Genomic DNA, 18,973 nt, shown 5'->3' on the forward strand with positions numbered 1-18,973 from the left:
ACCTCACCCCTTTGGGGGCGTTCCCTACGCGTTCCACACCCCTGGGCGCCCCTTATGTCCTCATACCTCCAGGAGCGATCCATGCGCACCCCGAGCCGACGGAGGCCGCGAGCCACGCTCGCCATGGCCGCCGCAGGGACGCTGCTCGCCCCGCTGCTCTCCGGCTGCTGGGCCGGTGCGGGCGGGACCGGTTCCGGCGGCGACTCCATCAACGTCCTGATGGTCAACAACCCCCAGATGACCGAGCTGCAGAAGCTGACCGCGGCGCACTTCACGAAGGAGACCGGCATCAAGGTCAACTTCACGGTCCTGCCCGAGAACGACGTCCGCGACAAGATCAGCCAGGACTTCGCCAACCAGGCCGGCCAGTACGACGTGGCCACCCTGTCCAACTACGAGATACCGATCTACGCCCGCAACGGCTGGCTGCACGAGATGAACGCGTACCTCGCGAAGGACCCGTCGTACGACGAGCGGGACGTGCTCACACCCATGCGCCAGTCCCTCACCGGCGACGACGGCAGGCTCTACGGGCAGCCCTTCTACGGCGAGTCGTCCTTCCTGATGTACCGCAAGGACGTCTTCGCGGCGAAGGGCCTGAAGATGCCCGCCCACCCCACCTGGCAGCAGGTCGCCGACCTCGCCGCGAAGGCGGACGGCGCCCGTCCCGGCATGAAGGGCATCTGTCTGCGCGGGCTGCCCGGCTGGGGCGAGCTGATGGCACCACTGACGACGGTCGTGAACACCTTCGGCGGCACCTGGTTCGACAAGGACTGGAACGCCCGCCTCGACTCCCCGGCCTTCGAAAAGGCGACGAAGTTCTATGTCGACCTCGTCCGTGAGCACGGCGAGTCCGGCGCCGCGCAGTCCGGCTTCGCCGAGTGCCTGAACAACATGACCCAGGGCAAGGTCGCCATGTGGTACGACGCCACCTCCGCGGCCGGACTGCTGGAGGCGGCGAAGTCCCCGGTCAAGGGGAGGCTCGGCTACGCCCCCGCCCCGGTGGAGCGGACGGAGTCCTCCGGCTGGCTGTACACCTGGGCCTGGGGCATCCAGAAGGCCTCACACAACCCGGACAAGGCCTGGAAGTTCGTCTCCTGGGCGTCGGGCAAGGGCTACGAGCAGCTGGTCGGCGACACCAGCGGCTGGTCGAACGTCCCGGCGGGCAAGCGCGCCTCGACGTACACCAACGCCGCCTACCGCAAGGAGGCCGCCGCCTTCCAGGACATGACCAGGGAGGCGATCGAGGGCGCCCGGCCGAACGACCCCGGCGTGCAGCCGCGCCCCGCCCCCGGCATCCAGTTCGTCGGCATCCCCGAGTTCACCGACCTCGGCACCAAGGTCTCCCAGGAGATCAGCGCGGCCATCGCCGGACGCCAGTCCACCGGCTCGGCCCTGAAGAAGTCCCAGCAGCTGGCCGAGAAGATCTCCGAGGAGTACGAGGGACGATGACAGCGACGACCACGGCCCCGCTCACGGCCACCCCCGCGCGCACGACACGGCAGCCCTCGGCCCGGCTGCGCGCCTGGGCCACCCGCGCCCCGCTGCTGCCGGCCCTCGTCTTCATGATCGTGGTCACCCAGCTGCCCTTCGTGGCCACGCTGGTGATCTCCTTCTTCGACTGGAACGCCCTCTACCCCAAGGCCCGCCGCTTCACCGGCCTCGACAACTACCGCCAGGTGCTCACCGACACCGACCTGCGCCACTCGGTGTGGACGACCGTGCTCCTCACGGCGGCGGTGGTGCTGGCCAGCCTGGTGCTGGGACTCGTCCTGGCGCTGCTGCTGGACCGGCGGTTCCGCGGCCGGGGCATCGTCCGCACCCTGCTCATCGCGCCCTTCCTGGTGGTGCCGGTGGCCGCGGCCCTGCTCTGGAAGCACGTGCTCTACAACCCCGAATACGGTCTGCTCAACGGGCTGTTGCACTACGTGGGCGGCCCACAGCCGGACTGGATCTCGAGGACCCCGCTGCTCGCGGTCGAGGCCTCCCTGGTGTGGCAGTGGACCCCGTTCATGATGCTGATCCTGCTGGCCGGACTGCAGAGCCGGGACCAGCAGCAGATCGAGGCCGCCCGCGTCGACGGCGCGAGCGGCTGGCAGATCTTCCGCCATCTGACCCTGCCCCATCTGCGCCGCTACCTGGAACTGGGCGCCCTGCTGGGCTCGATCTACATCGTCCAGAACTTCGACGCGGTCTTCACCCTCACCTCCGGCGGCCTCGGCACCGCCAACCTCCCCTACACCGTCTACCAGAGCTTCTACCAGGCCCACGAGAACGGGCTCGCCTCCGCCGCGGGCGTCCTGGTGGTCATCGGCTCCATCGTCATCGCGACCTTCGCCCTGCGCGTGGTGTCGTCCCTGTTCCGCGAGGAGGTGTCCCGCGCATGAGTGTGGTTCGACGAGGCGGGCTGGGCCTGCTGGCCTGGCTGACCGGGATCGTGTTCTTCCTGCCCGTCGCGTGGATGGCGCTGACGTCGTTCCACTCGGAATCCGACGCGGCGACCAACCCGCCCTCCTTCGCCGCGTCGCTGACCCTCGACGGCTACCGCGAGTTCTTCGGCAGCGGCGGTGGGCCGAGTCCCTGGCCCGCGCTGGTCAACTCCACGGTGGCGTCGGTGGCCTCGACGCTCTGCGTGCTCCTGCTGGCCCTCCCGGCGGCCTACGCGCTGTCGATCCGGCCGGTGCGCAAGTGGACGGACGTGCTGTTCTTCTTCCTGTCCACGAAGATGCTGCCGGCCGTGGCGGGCCTGCTGCCGATCTACCTCTTCGCCAAGAATGCCGGGATGCTGGACAACATCTGGCTCCTGGTCATCCTCTACACCTCCATGAACCTGCCGATCGCGGTGTGGATGATGCAGTCCTTCCTCGCCGAGGTCCCGGTCGCCGTCATCGAGGCGGCGCGGGTGGACGGCGCCCGGCTGCCGGTGATCCTCGTGCGCGTGGTGGCCCCCATCGCCCTGCCCGGCATCGCCGCCACCGCCCTGATCTGCTTCATCTTCAGCTGGAACGAGCTGCTGTTCGCCCGGGTCCTGACGGGCGTGGTCGCCGAGACCGCCCCCGTCTTCCTGACCGGCTTCATCACCAGCCAGGGCCTGTTCCTGGCCAAGGTGTGCGCCGCGTCGCTCGTCATCTCCCTGCCGGTGCTCGCCGCGGGGTTCGCCGCCCAGGACAAACTGGTCCAGGGCCTGTCGTTGGGAGCCGTGAAATGAAGGCCGCCGTCATCGAGTCCGTGGGCCGCGCCGTCGTCACCGAGGTCCCCGACCCGACGCCAGGGCCCCGCGAGGTCGTCGTCGAGGTCGCCGCGTGCGGCCTGTGCGGCACCGACCTGCACATCCTCCAGGGCGAGTTCGCGCCCAAGCTGCCGATCGTGCCCGGACACGAGTTCGCGGGCGAGGTCGTCGGCGTCGGCACCCAGGTCACCGAGATCGCGGTCGGCGACCGGGTGGCCGTGGACCCCTCCCTCTACTGCTACGAGTGCCGGTACTGCCGCACCGGCCACAACAACCTGTGCGAGCGGTGGGCGGCGATCGGCGTGACGACGGCGGGCGGCGCCGCGCGGTACGCGCTCGCCCCGGTCGCCAACTGCGTGAAGCTGCCCGAGCACGTGCGCACCGAGGACGCGGCCCTGGTGGAACCACTGTCCTGCGCGGTGCGCGGCTACGACGTCCTGCGCTCCCGACTCGGCGCCCACGTGCTGATCTACGGCTCCGGAACCATGGGCCTGATGATGCTGGAGCTGGCCAAGCGGACCGGCGCGGCGAGCGTCGACGTCGTCGACCTGAACCCGGCCCGCCTGGAGACGGCCCGCCGGCTCGGCGTCTCGGGCGCGGCGGCGGGCGCGGACGAGCTGGACCGCCCACAGGGCTGGGACGTGGTCGTGGACGCGACCGGCAACGCGGCGGCGATCCAGGACGGCCTGGACCGGGTGGCGAAGGCGGGCACGTTCCTGCAGTTCGGGGTGGCCGACTACGCGACTCGCGTGACCATCGACCCCTACCGCATCTACAACCAGGAGATCACCGTCACCGGGTCCATGGCGGTGCTGCACAGCTTCGAGCGGGCGGCCGAACTGTTCGCGGGCGGGGTGCTGGACCCGGAGGTGTTCATCAGCGACCGGATCCCGCTGGAGCGCTACCCGCAGGCGCTGGAGCAGTTCGCGGCGGGCGTGGGACGGAAGATCGTCGTGGTGCCGTGACCCGTTCGGCAGGCAGGGGAACAGGTAAGGGAACGGTAAAGCGGTGTCGTTCGTTCACCAGCCATGACAGCTATGACCCCTGGCTCGAACATCCCTCTCTCGACCGCGCGCGTGACGGTGGACGTCGCCGCCCCGGTGCGGCTCGACGTGTCGGGCCTGCTGCTCACCGCCGACGGCAAGGTGCGCTCGGACGACGACTTCATCTTCTACAACCAGCCTGCCGGACCCGGCGTGAGCTACCGCTCCGGCGGCGGTACGGCCCCCGACGCGATCACGATCGACACCGCCGCCGTGCCGTCGGACATCGACAAGATCGTGGTCACGGCCAGCCCGGACGCCGCCGGCCAGACCTTCCAGGGCATCGAGCCGACGGCCACGATCCGGGACGCGGACGGCGGCCCGGCGCTGGCCACGTTCACGCCGCCGCAGCTCGGCACCGAGACCGCGCTGGTCGTCGTGGAGATCTACCGCCGGGGCGGCCAGTGGAAGGCCCGCGCCGTCGGCCAGGGGTACGCCAACGGGCTGGCCGGTATCGCGACGGACTTCGGGGTGACGGTGGAGGAACCGGCCGCCGCCCCCGCGGCCCCGCCGCAGCAGCCGGCCGCCCCGCCGGCCCCGCCGCTGTCCACCCCGGCGGCTCCGCCCATGCCCTCCGCTCCCCCGGCGCCGCCCGCTCCGCCCGTGCCGGGTGCCGGGAAGGTCAACCTGGACAAGGGCCGGGTCAGCCTGCAGAAGAACCAGACCGTGTCCCTGGTCAAGGGCGGCCGCCCGCTGCTCTCCCGGGTGCAGATGGGCCTCGGCTGGGAGCCCGCCTTCCGCGGCAAGGACATCGACCTGGACGCCTCGGTCATCGCCTACGGCCCGCAGCGCAACCACATCGACAGCTGCTACTTCGGCAAGCTGACGATCCTGAACGGCGCGATCAAGCACTCCGGCGACAACCTCACCGGAGAGGGCGGAGGCGACGACGAGGTCATCGTGGTCGACCTCGGCCGCATCCCCCAGGAGGTCACCGGCCTGGTCTTCACGGTGAACTCCTTCTCCGGCCAGAAGTTCACGGAGGTCGCCAAGGCGTACTGCCGCCTCGTCGACCCGGCGACCGGCGAGGAACTCGTCCGCTTCGACCTCACCGGCGCCGAGCCGCAGACCGGCGTGATGATGGCCAAGCTCATCCGCCAGTTCTCCGGCGAGTGGGACATGACGGCCATGGGCGACTTCGTGAAGGCGCGCACGGTCCGCAACATGGTGGATCCGGGGGCGCGGGCCCTCTAGGGGCTTCGGACGACAGCATCGGCGCCCCCGTCCGTCAGGGGGCGCCCCGCTCTCAGCCCTCCCGGCCCGGCCGCAGTCCCTCGGTCAGCAGCGACAGATAGCGGCGGATCTGCTCGCCCTGCCCGTTCGCCAGCTCCGACGCCGACGCCACGCCGTGCGCCAGCCGCAGGACCTCGATCGGCTCGACGTCCCCGCGCAGACTGCCCTCCCGCTGCGCCGCCTCCACCAACCGCCGTGCCGCGTCCTGCATACAGGTGCCGCAGGCCGTGCCGGCGACGGAGCTGCCGTCCGTGACGGCCGACCCCATCAGCGCCTTCATGCCACGCACCTGGATCGTCCCGACGCACACCTCGTGGAGCCACTCCACCAGCGCCTCGCCGGGCGGCAGTTCCGCGGCGAACGCGTCGGCCCGGGCCGCCATGGCCTCGATCCGGTCCACGTAGGCGGCCTCCAGCAGATCCTGCCGGGTCGGAAAGTGCCGGTAGAGCGTGCCGGGGCCGACGCCGGCACGCTTGGCGATGTCGTCCAGCGACGCGTTCTCCCCATGTGCGGCGAAGGCCTCCGCCGCCACCTCGAGCAACCGCTCGTAGTTGCGCCGGGCGTCCGCGCGCATGGGCCTGACCTGCGTCATCCAGATACTCCTTCGCACTGCGGAGACCCTCCTCGCACCTTACCGAGCACCGGCCAAGGACGGTCACCGTCCCGTTCCGCCCGGTCAGTGCCGCCGCGGTGGCTCGTACCCGCCGTCGGCCGGGTCCGGTCCGAGGTGCCGGCGTACCGCGCCGGTGCCCAGGTCGATCGTGGCGCGCGTCCGCATGGGGCCGTCCCCGCGGCGGGAGAGCAGCACGACCTCGGCCACGCGCGCATGCAGCACACCGAGCCGGGCGGCGCATTCGGCCGTGAGGACGCGCGGGGCGCGGGTGCGCCCGAGCGAGAGGTGCGGTGTGAAGCGCGGGAAGCGGTCCGTGCAGTACGGGAAGGGCTCCGCCAGCGCGCGCCGCAGCTCCGTCCAGGGTGCGACGCCGTCCGCCGCGGGGTCGAGCCACACGGTGGCGTAGGACCGGTGGCGGAAGGCGCGGACTGGGCCGAGCCGGATGTCGAAGGGATCGCACCCGGCGGCCGCGGCGGCCAGCAGTGGGAGCGCCGCCGTGAAGTCGTCCTCCGGTACGAAGCCGAAGAGCAGGTTCACATGGGGCGGCCAGCGGCGGATCTGCGGGTCGTGCTCGGCGCGGATGCGCTGGATGGCGGGCCACAGTCCGGCCGGCGGAAGCCATGCCAGGGCGGTCCGGGGTGTAGGGGCCGACTCGATGCGGCCGGGAACCGCGGCCGGGCCGGGCGTCGAGGGGCGGGGCACACCGCCATCATGGCCCCGCCCGCCGCCGGCCGCCCCGGGACGGGCAGGGGTGTGGCCCGCACCCCCCGTAGAAGTGCGGGCCACGCTCAGGGACGGCCGTGGTCAGGACTGCCATGGCCAGCGGGCGTCCCGGGCGGCTTCGAGCAGCGGCACCATGCGGAAGGCCGCGTCGGAGAGGCCTCCGAAGGTGTGCCGGTTGCCCGTGCCCGAGGGGCCGTGGCCCGCCCGGTAGCCCTCCAGGTTCCAGGTGTAGACCGGGATCCGGTCCGGGACCTGGGAGGTCGGGTCGCCGTGCCGGTCGGGCGCGTACTGCTCGTCGGTGACGATCAGCACCCGGTCGTGCTTCTTGTAGTGCCGGCGCACCGCCGCGGTGGTGTCGGTACCGCCCAGGTCGCCGAAGCGCTCCAGGATCCTCAGCACCGACTCGCCGGTGCGGAACCTCACCCGCTCGCTGGTCGAGCCGAACTGCACGAGATCGGCGTCGGCCGCCCGCAGCGCGAGGGCCGTGCCGAAGATCGCAGCGGCGTCGGCCCGGTTGAGCTGCGACCGCTCCGACACCTGCGACCAGAACATCGAGCCCGACCGGTCGACCAGCACCAGCGTCCGGCCCGGCAGTGCGGGCACGTTGGCCAGCGAGTGGCCGAGCGCCCGCTCCAGCGGGTAGGACCAGCGCAGCGACGGCGCGTGCTGGTGGGCCGCCAGGTAGCGGAACGGGAACTGCCGCGAGCGCACCACCTGCTCCGGGTCGCTGATGCGCGCGGCGACCTGGGCCGCCACCTCGTCGGACACCCCGGCCTCGTCGAAGTTGCGCAGGTTGCGGACCAGCGCCATCGCGCCCATGGACGGGATCACGGCCTCCCAGGCCGCTTTGTCCATCGGGCCCTGCAGCCAGCCGGCCAGCGCCTCCCAGGTGATCCCGGCCGCGGTCAGCCGCTCGGCGCCGCCGGGCGAGGTGACGACCGCCCGCCGCTCGGCGACGGGCAGGGCCATCAGCTCGCGGTGCGCGGTGAGCACCGGGAGCGAGTCGGGCGGCACGGCGGTGTCCGGGTGGTGCCGCCGGTCGAGGGCGTACCGGAACAGCTCGCCCTGCCACGGCTTGTCCGGGTCCGGCGCCGCGTGCACCAGGTTGAGGATGTCGCCGAAGCGGTAACCCCTGGACGCGGTGTCGTACTTGAGCAGCGAGGTGGCGTGGTAGAGCCGTCGTACGGCGTCGGCGACACCGCGCTTGACGGGCTTGGGCACGGCGCGGCCGTACGTCGACGTCCAGTACGCCAGCAGCTCGCCGGGCTCGTCCGGGCGCTGCAGCACGGAGGCCACGACCTGCCGGTTCGACGGGCCGTCGGTCGCGCCGGCCGCCAGTCGCGCGTGGACGTACTCGGCGGCGCCCACGATCGACGCCGTCCGCATGTTGCCCTCGCCGCGCAGCCAGCGGAGCAGTCCGGCCGTCCAACCCGGGTCGGTCACCGCGAGATCGCGTACGAGCCGGGTGAACCGGTCGTCGCGGTCGGCGCCCTTCTCGTAGAAGGTGTTCTGCGAGACGAGGTGGGACACGGCGAGCAGGAACAGCTCCGAGCGCGGATCGCGCTCCTGGCCCCGTCCGCCCTCGTAGGTCCGCAGGATCCGGCCGGTCGACGTCACCGCCGACTTCGGCTGCGCCTTCGCGGCCCGTGTGTTGAATCGCGCCATGATGAATTCCCCCGAATTCGTCTTTGTCTCGGAGGGAGGCGCGGCAAATGGAGGGTGCCCGAGGTCGGGAGTCGGCGGCGGACTTATCCGGATGCTCTTCCGATTGAGCTACACCGACCCGAAGTCGATGACGGGACTCGAACCCGCAACCGTCCGATCGAAGGAAGTAACCGCTGCCTGCGCACCGGACACCCACCATGTGCCACGCCTCCCGAGATCAGGTCGGCAACGGCGCGGAATCTCTTTGCGAAAGAAGTAGCCGTTGCCCTCGCACCGGGAGGTGCGTGAAGTTTTCGGTGTCCAGAGATCGAGGCCGGCGGAACCGACGATGGTGCTCTGTCCCCTGAGCTACACCGGCCTGTCGTGCCGGTGGCGGGACTCGAACCCGCGGCCTCCCCATGAAGAGTGGAAGTAGGTCCTGCCTGTCGCACCTGGACGTGCATCACTCTAGGAGGACGGCCGCGGGCCGGGCCAGTGAATTAACTACCGCTTCTGCCGCTTCCACGGCCCCGTGATGGCGAGCATGATGCCGGGGTCCTGGATGTTGGCGAAGAGGGTGCGTCCGTCGGGCGAGAAGGTGACGCCGGTGAACTCGCTGTACTCGGGCTCCTCTTCGGTGCCGAGGTTCAGCTCGTTGCGGGCGATGGGGTAGGTGCGGCCGCTGTCGGTGGCGCCGAACAGGTGCTGGACGCCCTCGCCGTCCTCGGCGATGACCAGGCCGCCGTACGGGGAGACGGTGATGTTGTCCGGGCCGTCGAAGTTCCCGTCCTCGGCCGGGTCGGGGTTCACGCCGAGCAGCACCTTGAGGGTCAGGGTGCGGCGCTTGGGGTCGTAGAACCAGACCTGGCCGTCGTGCTGGACGGGGCTTTCGTCGCGGGCGTAGGAGGAGACGATGTAGGTGCCCCCGTCGGCCCACCACATGCCCTCCAGCTTGCGGGCGCGGGTGACCTGGCCGGCGGTGAACTGCTTGCGCACGGAGACGGCCTTGGCGTCGCGGTCCGGGACGTCCACCCAGTCGACGCCGTAGACGGTGCCGGTCTTCGTGGCACGGGAGAGGTCGTCGACGAACTTGCCGCCGGAGTCGAAGCACTTGAAGGCCTGCAGGACGCCCGCGTCGTCGGCGAGGGTGCGCAGCTTGCCGCGGCCGTGGCGGAAGTCCTCCGGCGGGGTCCAGCGGTACAGCAGGCCGTTGGGGCCGGAGGCGTCCTCGGTGAGGTAGAGGTGGCCGCGCCGGGGGTCGACGACGACGGCCTCGTGGGCGTAGCGGCCGAGCGCCTTGACGGGCTTGGGGTCCCGGTTGGCCCGGCGGTCCTCCGGGTCGACCTCGAAGACGTAGCCGTGGTCCTTGGTGAAGCCGTTCTTGCCGGCCTTGTCCTCGGTCTCCTCGCAGGTCAGCCAGGTGCCCCACGGGGTGCGGCCGCCCGCGCAGTTGGTGGCGGTGCCCGCGATGCCCACCCACTCGGCGACCTCGCCGCCGCGGCGGACCTCGACGACGGTGCAGCCGCCGGCCGCCGCCGGGTCGTAGACGAGGCCCTCGGTCAGCGGTACCGGGTGCGGCCACTGGGCGCGGGCGCCGGCCAGCTCGTGGTTGTTGACGAGGAGGGTGGTGCCGCGGGGGCCGTCGAAGGTGACGGTGCCGTCGTGGTTGGACGGGGTGAACTCGCCGGAGTCCAGCTTGGTCTTTCCGCTGTAGGTGACGATCCGGTAGGTGAAGCCCGCGGGCAGGGCGAGGATGCCGTCCGGGTCGGGGACCAGCGGGCCGTAGCCGACGCCGTGGTGGCCGTGCGCCGACGCTCCGTCCGTGGTCTCGGTGTCGGTCTCCGTGGACGCGAGGGCGTTCGGCGCGGTGGCGAGCGCGCCGACGCTGCCCGCCAGTGCGACCCCGGCACCGGTGATCGCGGATGTTCTGGCGAAGTCCCTGCGGGTGAGCGACATGGTGTCTCCTGTGACGGTGGGCGTGCCGTGGAGGGTGGCGGCCTCGTTTCGGCGCACACGTTCCCGCCGGTCCGTGAACGGGGGCTGAACGCCTGGAGGCCGCCGGGTCCCCTCTTCCATGAACCCGTATGCACCGGCCCACGGGCAGCAAAAGCACCGGCCAGGATCATTCCGGCGGGCCAGCCGAGTGGAGCGTGCTCTTCCGCCGCCGCGGCGCACTCGGCCACGGCGGCGAAGCCGGCGGCGCCGAACTCGGCGCAGCCCCAGCCGCAGCGCAGCCCAAACCCGGCGCAGCCCGAACCCGGCGCAGCCCGAACCCGGCGCAGCCCAAACCCCGCACAGCCCCGATCCGGCGCAGCCCGAACCCGGCGCAGCCCAAACCCCGCACAGCCCCGATCCGGCACAGCCCGAACCCGGCGCAGCCCCGATCCGGCACAGCCCGGAACCGGCGCAGCCCAAACCCCGCACAGCCCCGATCCGGCACAGCCCGGAACCGGCGCAGCCCAAACCCCGCACAGCCCCGATCCGGCACAGCCCGGTACCGGCGCAGCCCGAACCCGGCGCTCAACCCCCTTGCTGGGAGCGCGCCTTGAACGCGGCCTTCCGGGCCTCCTTCGCCACCTTCTTGTCCGGGTGCAGCCGCCCCATCGCCTCCAGCACGTCGGCCGTCGCGGGATGGTCCACCCGCCAGGCCGCGGAGAAGAACCCGCTGTGCTGCTCGGCCAGCCCCTCCACCAGCGCCTGGAGTTCCTCGGAGTTCCCCTCGGCCTGGAGCTGCGCGGCAACCGTGTCGATGGTCAGCCAGAAGACCAGCTCCTGCGAGGGCGCCGGCACACCGGCGGCTCCCCGCTCGCTCAGCCACACCCGGGCCAGGCCGCCCAGCTCAGGGTCCTCGAGGACCTCCCGCAGCGCGGGCTCGGCCTCCGGGCCCACCAGCGACAGCGCCTGCTGGCAGCGCAGCCTGCGCAGCGGTGCCCCCGGGTCCGTGCCCCGTGCCGCCGCGAGCAACTCCTGTGCCGAGGTGAGGGGTTCGCGCCGGGCGAGCCACTGCTCGGTCTCGGCACGCGCGGCGGACTGCCCGAAGGAGGCGGTGCCGTCGAGCAGCGCGTCCGCGCCCTTGTCGACGAGTTCGCCGACGGCAGGTGCCTCGAAGCCGGCCTCCAGCAGTCGCGCCCGCAGCCCGTAGGCGCCGAGCGGGGTGAGCCGGACCATGCCGTAGCGCGAGACGTCGGTGTCGTCGACCGGTGCGGCGGGCTCCTCCTCGGCGTCCGCCATGAGCGCCTCGTCCACCGGCCGGTACTCCACCAGGCCGATCGGCTCCAGCGTCCGGAACTGGTCGTCGAGCCGCATCATGGCGTCGGAGACCTGCTCCAGGACGTCGTTGGTGGGTTCGCCCATGTCGTCGGGCACGATCATCGACGCGGCCAGGGCGGGCAGCGGGACGGGGCCCGCGCCGGGGCCGTCCTCACTCACGGTGAGGAGGTAGAGGTTGCCGAGGACGCCGTCGAGGAACTCCGCCTCGGCCTCCGGGTCCCAGTCGAGTGACGAGAAATCGACCTCGCCGCCCTCGTCCAGCGCGTCGACCAGTCCGTCCAGGTCGGGCACGCCCGCGTCCGCGATGACGGTCTCCAGGGCGGCGAGCCACACGGTGAGCACCTCGTGCGGTGAGCCGCCGGTGAGCCGCGCCAGGTCCGCGCCGGCCGCGACGGTCCCGGCCTCCTCGTCCACGATCTCGACCAGGCCGGCGTCCAGGGCGACCCGCCAGGCCTCGGCGGCGTAGGCGGCCGCGTCGTCACCGCTCAGGCCGAGCAGTTCGGCGGCGGCCGGCAGCTGTTCCTCGACGAGTCCGCCGCCGGCGTCCACGCGGGTCTCGGGTCCGGCCCAGCGGGCGAGGCGGGCGGCGCGGGAGAGCAACGGCGTGGACAGCGCGGCGCGCGCCAGCTCCGCTTCGGGGTGCAGCCGTACGGGCGGCAGGGGGGAGCTGTCTGACATCGGCTGGTTCTCCTAGGACCGTGAACGGACTCAGCCGCTCAGCCTAGACGGATTTCCACCCATGCCGCCCGGTTCATCTCCCGGCCGGCCGCCGTACATGGCCGAAACCTTGACAACTCCCGGCACCAGGCAGGAGATTGACGCGCGTAGAAGTTGGGGGGACAACTGTTCACTCGGCTCTACGCGTGTCACAGAGGGCCACGAGCCCCACACGCTCCCGTTCCACCCTCGTCCCGGCGCTCACGCACGTCCCCGGAGGGAACCCTTGCCGAGCAGGTCTTCCGCGCGCCTCGCCGCGCTCACCGTCGCCGCCGCCTGCAGCGCGGCGTCCGCCGTCGTCCTCACGTCCCCCGCGCACGCCGACTCGGTGCGCGTCCACGATGTCCAGGGCACCACCCGCATATCGCCGTTCGCCGGCCAGAAGGTGACGGACGTGCCGGGCATCGTCACGGCCACGCGCACCTACGGCTCCTCCAAGGGGTTCTGGCTGCAGGACCCGACCCCGGACGACAACCCGGCCACCAGTGAAGGCGTGTTCGTCTTCACCAGCTCCACGCCGAAGGTCGCGGTGGGCGACTCGGTCACGGTCACCGGCACGGTCTCCGAGTACGTGCCGGGCGGCGCGTCCTCCGGCAACCAGTCGCTGACCGAGATCACCAAGCCGACGGTCACCACCGTGTCCGCCGGCAACCCGGTCCCGGCCCCGGTCGTCGTCGACGAGGACTCGGTCCCGGACGCGTACGCCCCCGCCGGCGACGCGGCCGCGAACGGCTCGGTCAACGGCCTCGCCCTGGACCCGTCGGCCTACGCCCTGGACCGCTACGAGTCCCTGGAGGGCATGAACGTCCAGGTCGCCGACGCCCGCGTGGTCACCGCGACCGACCCGTACAGCGAGCTGTGGGTCACGGTGAAGCCGTGGGAGCACCGCAACCGCCGCGGCGGCACGGTCTACGGCGCCTACGACTCCCAGAACACCGGCCGGCTGCAGATCCAGTCGCTGGGCTCGACCGCCGACTTCCCGAAGGCGAACGTGGGTGACACGCTCACCGGAGCCACCACCGGCCCGCTGGACTTCAACCAGTTCGGCGGCTACACGCTGGTCGCGAGCACGCTCGGCACGCTGAAGAGCGGCGGCCTGGAGCGCGAGACGACGCAGAAGCAGTCGAGTCGCGAGCTGGCGGTGGCGACCTACAACGTCGAGAACCTCGACCCGGCGGACGCCACCTTCGACCGGCACGCCGCCGCGATCGTGAACAACCTGCAGTCGCCGGACATCGTGTCCCTGGAGGAGATCCAGGACGACAACGGCGCCAAGGACGACGGCACCGTCGGCGCGAGCCGGACCGTGACCAAGCTGATCGACGCGATCGTCGCGGCGGGCGGCCCGAAGTACGACTGGCGGTCGATCGACCCGGTCAACGACCAGGACGGCGGCGAGCCGGGCGGCAACATCCGCCAGGTGTTCCTGTTCAACCCGGAGCGGGTGTCCTTCACGGACCGCGCGGGCGGCGACTCGACCACCGCCGTCGGCGTCACCAAGGTGCACGGCAAGGCGCAGCTGACGGCCTCCCCGGGCCGGATCGACCCGGCGAACGCGGCCTGGGCGAACAGCCGCAAGCCGCTGGCCGGTGAGTTCGTCTTCCGCGGGAAGACGGTCATCGTGATCGCCAACCACCTCAACTCCAAGGGCGGCGACCAGGGCCTGACCTCGCAGTACCAGCCGCCGGTGCGCAGCTCCGAGATCCAGCGCCACGCGCAGGCGACCGCGGTGCACGCGTTCGTCGAGGACGTCCTGGACGTCCAGAAGAACGCGGACGTCATCGCGCTCGGCGACATGAACGACTTCGAGTTCTCCGGGACCGCGAAGATCCTCGAGGGTGACGGCGAGCTGTGGTCGGCGATCAAGTCGCTGCCCAGGAGCGAGCGTTACACCTACGACTACCAGGGCAACCAGCAGGTCCTGGACCAGATCCTGGTCAGCCCGGCGATCCGGCGCGGCTGCGACTTCGAGTACGACAGCGTGCACATCAACTCGGAGTTCCACGACCAGGTCAGCGACCACGACCCGCAGGTGCTGCGGTTCCGCCCGTAGGTCCGGGCGTCCGACGGACTCAGGACTGGCCGAACACGCCGTTCAGCCAGTCCTGCCAGGCGGTCTCCGCGGCCCGGGCATCGGCGTCCGGCGCGAAGTCGTGCACGCTGATGCCGAGCGGGGCGCCCCAGTGGCCGCGTCCGAAGAACCGGATGAGGGCGCTGTCGGTGCGCAGCCCGATGAAGTACGGGTTGCGGTAGTCGAGTACGGCGTCCAGGGTCCGCCCGCCGGGCCCCTGGGCGCTGACCTTCGTGCCCGCGGCCGTGTCGTCGGCCAGGCCGAGCGCGCGGCCGACGGCGGCGAGCGCCCGCGTGTTCCGCGAGGCCGCGGGCCCCTCCAGCTGAGCGAAGGTGACGGGGCGGGGCGCGAAGTGCGTGAGGTACTCGCACAGGGTGTGCAGGTAGAAGTTGGTGTGCTTGCTCGCGCCGTCGTACTGGTTGTTCCAGTCGTCGGTGAAGATGCCGCTGTGGACGTAGCGCACCCAGGCACGGCGGCCCTCGTCGCGGGGCTCGATGGTGTAGTCGAGCTGGTTGAGCGACTGGGTCGGGAAGCCGACGTCCTCACTGCGGTTGGTGTAGCGGTGGGGCGGGTCCCAGGCGACGACGGTCGACCCGAAGGGTCCCTTGCCGCCCTCCCGGGGCTCGGGCGGGTCCATCGGCCACAGATAGCCGCCGGTGCCGGTGGTGACCGCGTCCCACACCTCCTCGGGCGGGACGTCGACCTCGAACTCGCGGACGATCTCGAATTCCTCGGGCATGGCGGGCTCCTGGTCAGCTCTCGATGGTGGGCCGGTCCTCGACGGTGGGATGCAGCGCGACCACGATCCGGTGGTCGCGGCCGTCCTCGGCGCCGGGTGCGTCGTACTTGCGGATCAGCGCGCTCACGCCCGCCGTCAGCTCCTGCACGAAGGCGGCGCGGTCGGCGGCGGAGGCGAAGCGGACCTCGCCGTCCAGGGCGTAGGTCGCCAGCCGCTTCCGGGCCTTCGTGGCGCCGGTGATCAGTGCCCCGACGTCCCGCACCAGGCGGGCGCCGAGCGCGAGCAGCCAGCGCGCGGAGAGCTGGTCGCGGAAGCGGTCCGGGTCCGGCTGCACGGCGGGGAGGGCGGCCGGTGAGATGACGTACGACGCGGCGGTCGCGCGCATCAGCCGCTCGGTGACATTGCCCTTGCGGCGCTCCCCGGCCAGCTCGACCAGGCCGTGCCGCTCCAGCGCCTTCAGGTGGTAGTTCACCTTCTGCCGAGGCAGTCCCACCTTGCCGGCCAGCATCGCCGCCGACGCCGGTTCGGCGGCCAGCTCGGCGAGCAGCCGGGCGCGTATCGGGTCGAGCGATACGGCCGCGGCCTCGGGGTCCTCGATCACGGTCACGTCCAGCATGCGTCCACCCTCCCACCGAAAACTTTTCTTGTCCAGGAGGACGAAGTTTTCGGTGGGAGGGTGATGCGGAGCCCTTGTCCCGAGTGCCCGCGGTCAGTGGTGGCGCCGCCTGCGCCAGGCGATGCCGGCCGTCACGGCGGCCGCGCCCAGCACACCCACGGCCATGATCACCCCTGGGTGGCGCATGCCCTTGTGCAGCGCGCCGCGCAGCGGCTGCGGGACGCCGCCCTCCACGGCGTGGCCCGCGCGTGCGGCCCCGTGCTGGACGGCGTGCCCGGCATGGGCCGCCCGGTCCTGCACGACATGTCCGGTCCTGACCGCCCGGTCCTGCACGACATGTCCCGTCTTGACCGCCCGGTCCTGCACGACATGTCCCGTCTTGACCGCCCGGTCCTGCACGGTGTGCCCCGCGTGGGCGGCGCTCGCGCGCAGCTGGACGGTCATGGCGCCGGCCTTGTCCCGCAGGTCGGCGGCCCGGGCGCGGGCGCGGCCCTTCACATCGGCCCTGTCCACCAACTGCGCGACGGTCTCGCCGAGTTGGTTCCTGGTGTGTTCGATCTGCTGCCGCAGCTCGTCGGGGCCCTTGGCTCCCGAGCCGTGCGGGGTCCTGTGCTTCATCGGTGTGCCCTTTCCCTGATCGCGTCGACGTCCGCCCTGACGCTGCCGAGGGCCTCCTCGGGTGCGGGTGGAGCGGCACGGCGCAGCTGAGCGCGGCCGGTCGCGGCCAGCAGGCCGGCCACAGCGAAGAAGACCGCGGCCACGATCAGTGCCGCCGCCCACACGGGCAGCGCCAGGGAGAGGGCAGCGGTGGCGGCGCCGGCCAGGACGATCAGCCCGACGTATCCGACGGCGCCCGCGGTACCGAGCAGCCCGCCGCCGCGTCCGGCACGACGCCCCTTCTCGGTCAGCTCCTCCTTGGCGAGGGCGACCTCCTGCCGCAGGAGCCGGGAGAACTGCTCGGTGGCCCGGCCGACGAGTTCGCCCGTGGAGGGGTGCCCGTCGGCCGCGGGCCGTGCCTGGGGGGTCACGGTCACGGTGTTCCGCCTCCTCTCTGTACGGACCATCCGGGTACCCGGCCCGGAGACCCTTAGCCCTGCTCCACTCCCCCGCCCCCGCGTTCGCCGAGGCGGGCGAGTTGAGCCTGGAAGCAGTCGAGACGTGCCTGCAACAGGGCCGCCTCGGCGACGAGTTCGGGAACGCCCAGATCGGTGCCGGGCGTCAACTCCGCGGACGGGTCCGCCGTGCCGCCGCCTCCCGCGACCACCCGCAGCCCTCCCCCGGCCAGCCGGGCGAACCCCGCGAGGGAGACGGACACGCGCCCGCGGACACAGCCCGCGCAGACGGGCGCGAGGGCCCGCCAAGCGGGTCTGCCCCAGCCGGCGTCGGCCAGCCCGACCGCACCGGCTCCACAGCCGCAGGCGCCCACGGTCGCCGTGCGCACCCGCTGCCGGGCGTAGCGGAAACCGCGCTCGAAGCGGATGTACGCGCCGAGCACGGAGACCTCGAGGAGCACCGCGGCCCGGTGCTCGGCGACGCACAGCAGGGCCTCGGCGGCCGTGCGGTCGTGGACGCAGTGGAAGCCGCAGTCGCACAGCCGCGCGGGCGGGCGGTGCCTTCGGCCGTAGACGCAGGAGGCGTCGTCCAGCACCCCGTAGGGCCGTGCCCCGCCCAGCGACACGCCGGTGAACCCGGTCCGGGTGCCGTCCTGGGACAGCAGCGGGTGGGCGATCTTGTATCCGGTCGGCGGCTCCGCCGGGTGTTCCGCCGGGAGCCGCAGTCTCATCGGGTGGCCGGGACCTCTTCACGGGCCCCTTCGGCCGGTGCGGTGCGGGCGGTGTCCTCGGGGAGCCGGCCGGCGAGCCGCGCCTCCTCTTCGTGGACGAGCGGCCGCTCCTCGGCGACCCCGGTGGCCAGTGCCTTGCCCAGCTTCATGGCGCCTCCCATGACCTGACGTCGGTGACCCTCCGGCCATAGTGACCCATGAGGGACCGAATTGGACACAGGAACTCCGGCCACCCCCCTCTCGCATTAGGGATGCTTAGCAATACCATGCAGTAAAATTAAGTAGAGCTTCACCTGGGCTGTGCCGAGACTACTCCCATGACGAGCCCACACACACCCGCCCCGCCCTTCGGCCGCGTCCTCTGCGCGATGATCACGCCGTTCACCGAGGCGGGCACCCTCGACCTGGACGGTGCCGGGCGGCTGGCCGCGCGGCTGGTGGCGGAGGGCTGCGACGGCCTGGTCCTCAACGGCACGACGGGCGAGTCGCCCACCACCTCGGACACGGAGAAGGCGGAGCTGGTCGCGGCCGTCAGGGAGGCCGTCGGCGACCGGGCCACGCTGGTCGCGGGCGTGGGCACGTCCGACACCCGCCACACGGCCGAGTTGGCCCTCGCGGCGCGGAAGGCGGGCGCCGACGGCGTCCTGGTGGTGACGCCGTACTACAGCCGGCCGCCCCAGGAGGCCGTGGCCGCCCACTTCCTGGAGGTCGCCGACGCGGGCGGTCTTCCGGTGATGCTCTACGACATCCCGGGCCGCACCGGCACCCGCATCGAACCCGACACGATGATCCGCCTCGCGGAGCACCCGCGGATCATGGCCGTCAAGGACTGCTCCTACGACTTCCTCGGCACCCAGAAGGTGCTGGAGCGCACCGAGTTGGCGTACTACGCCGGCTGTGACGAGCATGTGCTCGCGCTGTACGCGGTCGGCGCGGCGGGCTGCGTGAGCACGGTCGCCAACGCCGTACCGGGCCACGTCGCGGCGATCCTGGACGCCTTCGACGCGGGCGAGACCGCCCGGGCGAGGGAACTCCAGCTGCGGATGACGCCGTTGATCGAGGCGATGATGGACGCGGGGCTGCCGGGCACGGTCACGGCGAAGGCCCTGCTGGCCCGCCTCGGCCTGCCCGCCGGCCCGGTGCGCGCACCCCTGCTGCCCGCCGGCCCGGATACGGCCGACGGACTGCTGGCCGGGTACGAACGGCTCGTGGCGGACGCCCCGCTCGCGGTCTGATCACGCGCGGCGGGCACCGGTCGCCGGCCTGCCGGCGATGAGCGGGACGGCCGCACG

Annotated in this window: 18 protein-coding genes; 7 read left to right on the top strand and 11 right to left on the bottom strand. The window is 72.1% G+C overall.

All coding sequences use genetic code 11. The features are described 5' to 3' along the window. Positions 1-81: 81 nt before the first annotated feature. The 5 genes from ACZ5CW_RS25360 to ACZ5CW_RS25380 all read left to right on the top strand — a co-directional run bounded on the left by ACZ5CW_RS25360 (position 82) and on the right by ACZ5CW_RS25380 (position 5,466). Positions 82-1,452 (top strand): ABC transporter substrate-binding protein, encoded by a 1,371-nt coding sequence (locus tag ACZ5CW_RS25360; RefSeq protein ID WP_468605084.1) that lies wholly within the window; start codon positions 82-84, stop codon positions 1,450-1,452. After that, positions 1,449-2,387 carry a carbohydrate ABC transporter permease gene (locus tag ACZ5CW_RS25365; RefSeq protein ID WP_468605085.1) on the top strand — a complete coding sequence of 313 codons (939 nt, stop codon included), beginning with the start codon at positions 1,449-1,451 and terminating at the stop codon, positions 2,385-2,387. Before ACZ5CW_RS25360 ends, ACZ5CW_RS25365 begins: the two co-directional genes overlap by 4 nt. Beyond that, entirely contained in the window at positions 2,384-3,208 is an 825-nt protein-coding gene (locus tag ACZ5CW_RS25370) for a carbohydrate ABC transporter permease (protein WP_468605086.1), read from the top strand. Before ACZ5CW_RS25365 ends, ACZ5CW_RS25370 begins: the two co-directional genes overlap by 4 nt. After that, positions 3,205-4,194, top strand: coding sequence for a zinc-dependent alcohol dehydrogenase family protein (locus ACZ5CW_RS25375; protein ID WP_468605087.1), 990 nt, complete (start codon positions 3,205-3,207; stop codon positions 4,192-4,194). Before ACZ5CW_RS25370 ends, ACZ5CW_RS25375 begins: the two co-directional genes overlap by 4 nt. A gap of 72 nt (positions 4,195-4,266) precedes the next feature. Beyond that, positions 4,267-5,466, top strand: coding sequence for a TerD family protein (locus ACZ5CW_RS25380; RefSeq protein ID WP_468605089.1), 1,200 nt, complete (start codon positions 4,267-4,269; stop codon positions 5,464-5,466). Between the two features lie 52 nt (positions 5,467-5,518). On the opposite strand, the gene ACZ5CW_RS25385 is transcribed toward ACZ5CW_RS25380, so the two are convergent. From ACZ5CW_RS25385 to ACZ5CW_RS25405, 5 genes are all read right to left on the bottom strand, one after another. Then, positions 5,519-6,097, bottom strand: a complete 579-nt coding sequence (locus ACZ5CW_RS25385) for a TetR/AcrR family transcriptional regulator (RefSeq protein ID WP_468605091.1) — start codon at positions 6,095-6,097, stop codon at positions 5,519-5,521. Positions 6,098-6,181: 84 nt separating this feature from the next. Next, positions 6,182-6,820, bottom strand: coding sequence for a 2'-5' RNA ligase family protein (locus ACZ5CW_RS25390; protein ID WP_468605093.1), 639 nt, complete (start codon positions 6,818-6,820; stop codon positions 6,182-6,184). Between the two features lie 102 nt (positions 6,821-6,922). Continuing rightward, positions 6,923-8,506 carry a TROVE domain-containing protein gene (locus tag ACZ5CW_RS25395; protein WP_468605095.1) on the bottom strand — a complete coding sequence of 528 codons (1,584 nt, stop codon included), beginning with the start codon at positions 8,504-8,506 and terminating at the stop codon, positions 6,923-6,925. Between the two features lie 483 nt (positions 8,507-8,989). Beyond that, entirely contained in the window at positions 8,990-10,441 is a 1,452-nt protein-coding gene (locus tag ACZ5CW_RS25400) for an alkaline phosphatase PhoX (RefSeq protein ID WP_468605097.1), read from the bottom strand. Positions 10,442-11,005: 564 nt separating this feature from the next. Then, positions 11,006-12,433 (bottom strand): hypothetical protein, encoded by a 1,428-nt coding sequence (locus ACZ5CW_RS25405; protein ID WP_468605099.1) that lies wholly within the window; start codon positions 12,431-12,433, stop codon positions 11,006-11,008. Between the two features lie 265 nt (positions 12,434-12,698). On the opposite strand from ACZ5CW_RS25405, the gene ACZ5CW_RS25410 reads away from it, so the two are divergent. Then, a complete protein-coding gene (locus ACZ5CW_RS25410) occupies positions 12,699-14,525 on the top strand; it encodes an endonuclease/exonuclease/phosphatase family protein (protein ID WP_468605101.1) in 1,827 nt (608 codons plus the stop codon). Between the two features lie 19 nt (positions 14,526-14,544). On the opposite strand, the gene ACZ5CW_RS25415 is transcribed toward ACZ5CW_RS25410, so the two are convergent. From ACZ5CW_RS25415 to ACZ5CW_RS25440, 6 genes are all read right to left on the bottom strand, one after another. Next, a complete protein-coding gene (locus tag ACZ5CW_RS25415; protein WP_468605103.1) occupies positions 14,545-15,282 on the bottom strand; it encodes an SRPBCC family protein in 738 nt (245 codons plus the stop codon). 13 nt (positions 15,283-15,295) lie between these two features. Then, positions 15,296-15,898, bottom strand: coding sequence for an ArsR/SmtB family transcription factor (locus tag ACZ5CW_RS25420; RefSeq protein ID WP_468605105.1), 603 nt, complete (start codon positions 15,896-15,898; stop codon positions 15,296-15,298). 93 nt (positions 15,899-15,991) lie between these two features. After that, positions 15,992-16,516: a DUF3618 domain-containing protein gene (locus ACZ5CW_RS25425; RefSeq protein ID WP_468605107.1), complete on the bottom strand. Its 525-nt coding sequence runs from the start codon at positions 16,514-16,516 to the stop codon at positions 15,992-15,994. Beyond that, positions 16,513-16,932, bottom strand: coding sequence for a phage holin family protein (locus ACZ5CW_RS25430; protein WP_468605109.1), 420 nt, complete (start codon positions 16,930-16,932; stop codon positions 16,513-16,515). Before ACZ5CW_RS25430 ends, ACZ5CW_RS25425 begins: the two co-directional genes overlap by 4 nt. Before the next feature lie 53 nt (positions 16,933-16,985). Continuing rightward, a complete protein-coding gene (locus ACZ5CW_RS25435) occupies positions 16,986-17,681 on the bottom strand; it encodes a hypothetical protein (RefSeq protein ID WP_468605111.1) in 696 nt (231 codons plus the stop codon). Continuing rightward, positions 17,678-17,830, bottom strand: coding sequence for a hypothetical protein (locus ACZ5CW_RS25440; protein ID WP_468605113.1), 153 nt, complete (start codon positions 17,828-17,830; stop codon positions 17,678-17,680). Before ACZ5CW_RS25440 ends, ACZ5CW_RS25435 begins: the two co-directional genes overlap by 4 nt. A 168-nt stretch (positions 17,831-17,998) precedes the next feature. On the opposite strand from ACZ5CW_RS25440, the gene dapA reads away from it, so the two are divergent. Next, positions 17,999-18,916: a 4-hydroxy-tetrahydrodipicolinate synthase gene (gene dapA, locus ACZ5CW_RS25445; protein WP_468605115.1), complete on the top strand. Its 918-nt coding sequence runs from the start codon at positions 17,999-18,001 to the stop codon at positions 18,914-18,916. The last annotated feature ends 57 nt before the right edge of the window (positions 18,917-18,973 follow it).

This window comes from Streptomyces sp. NPDC031379, from assembly GCF_055569615.1.

Coding starts and splice junctions, on each gene's coding strand:
- ACZ5CW_RS25360 (WP_468605084.1), top strand. CDS start 82: ATGCGCACCCCGAGCCGACGGAGGCCGCGAGCCACGCTCGCCATGGCC.
- ACZ5CW_RS25365 (WP_468605085.1), top strand. CDS start 1,449: ATGACAGCGACGACCACGGCCCCGCTCACGGCCACCCCCGCGCGCACG.
- ACZ5CW_RS25370 (WP_468605086.1), top strand. CDS start 2,384: ATGAGTGTGGTTCGACGAGGCGGGCTGGGCCTGCTGGCCTGGCTGACC.
- ACZ5CW_RS25375 (WP_468605087.1), top strand. CDS start 3,205: ATGAAGGCCGCCGTCATCGAGTCCGTGGGCCGCGCCGTCGTCACCGAG.
- ACZ5CW_RS25380 (WP_468605089.1), top strand. CDS start 4,267: ATGACCCCTGGCTCGAACATCCCTCTCTCGACCGCGCGCGTGACGGTG.
- ACZ5CW_RS25385 (WP_468605091.1), bottom strand. CDS start 6,097: ATGACGCAGGTCAGGCCCATGCGCGCGGACGCCCGGCGCAACTACGAG.
- ACZ5CW_RS25395 (WP_468605095.1), bottom strand. CDS start 8,506: ATGGCGCGATTCAACACACGGGCCGCGAAGGCGCAGCCGAAGTCGGCG.
- ACZ5CW_RS25400 (WP_468605097.1), bottom strand. CDS start 10,441: ATGTCGCTCACCCGCAGGGACTTCGCCAGAACATCCGCGATCACCGGT.
- ACZ5CW_RS25405 (WP_468605099.1), bottom strand. CDS start 12,433: ATGTCAGACAGCTCCCCCCTGCCGCCCGTACGGCTGCACCCCGAAGCG.
- ACZ5CW_RS25415 (WP_468605103.1), bottom strand. CDS start 15,282: ATGCCCGAGGAATTCGAGATCGTCCGCGAGTTCGAGGTCGACGTCCCG.
- ACZ5CW_RS25420 (WP_468605105.1), bottom strand. CDS start 15,898: ATGCTGGACGTGACCGTGATCGAGGACCCCGAGGCCGCGGCCGTATCG.
- ACZ5CW_RS25425 (WP_468605107.1), bottom strand. CDS start 16,516: ATGAAGCACAGGACCCCGCACGGCTCGGGAGCCAAGGGCCCCGACGAG.
- ACZ5CW_RS25435 (WP_468605111.1), bottom strand. CDS start 17,681: ATGAGACTGCGGCTCCCGGCGGAACACCCGGCGGAGCCGCCGACCGGA.
- ACZ5CW_RS25440 (WP_468605113.1), bottom strand. CDS start 17,830: ATGAAGCTGGGCAAGGCACTGGCCACCGGGGTCGCCGAGGAGCGGCCG.
- dapA (WP_468605115.1), top strand. CDS start 17,999: ATGACGAGCCCACACACACCCGCCCCGCCCTTCGGCCGCGTCCTCTGC.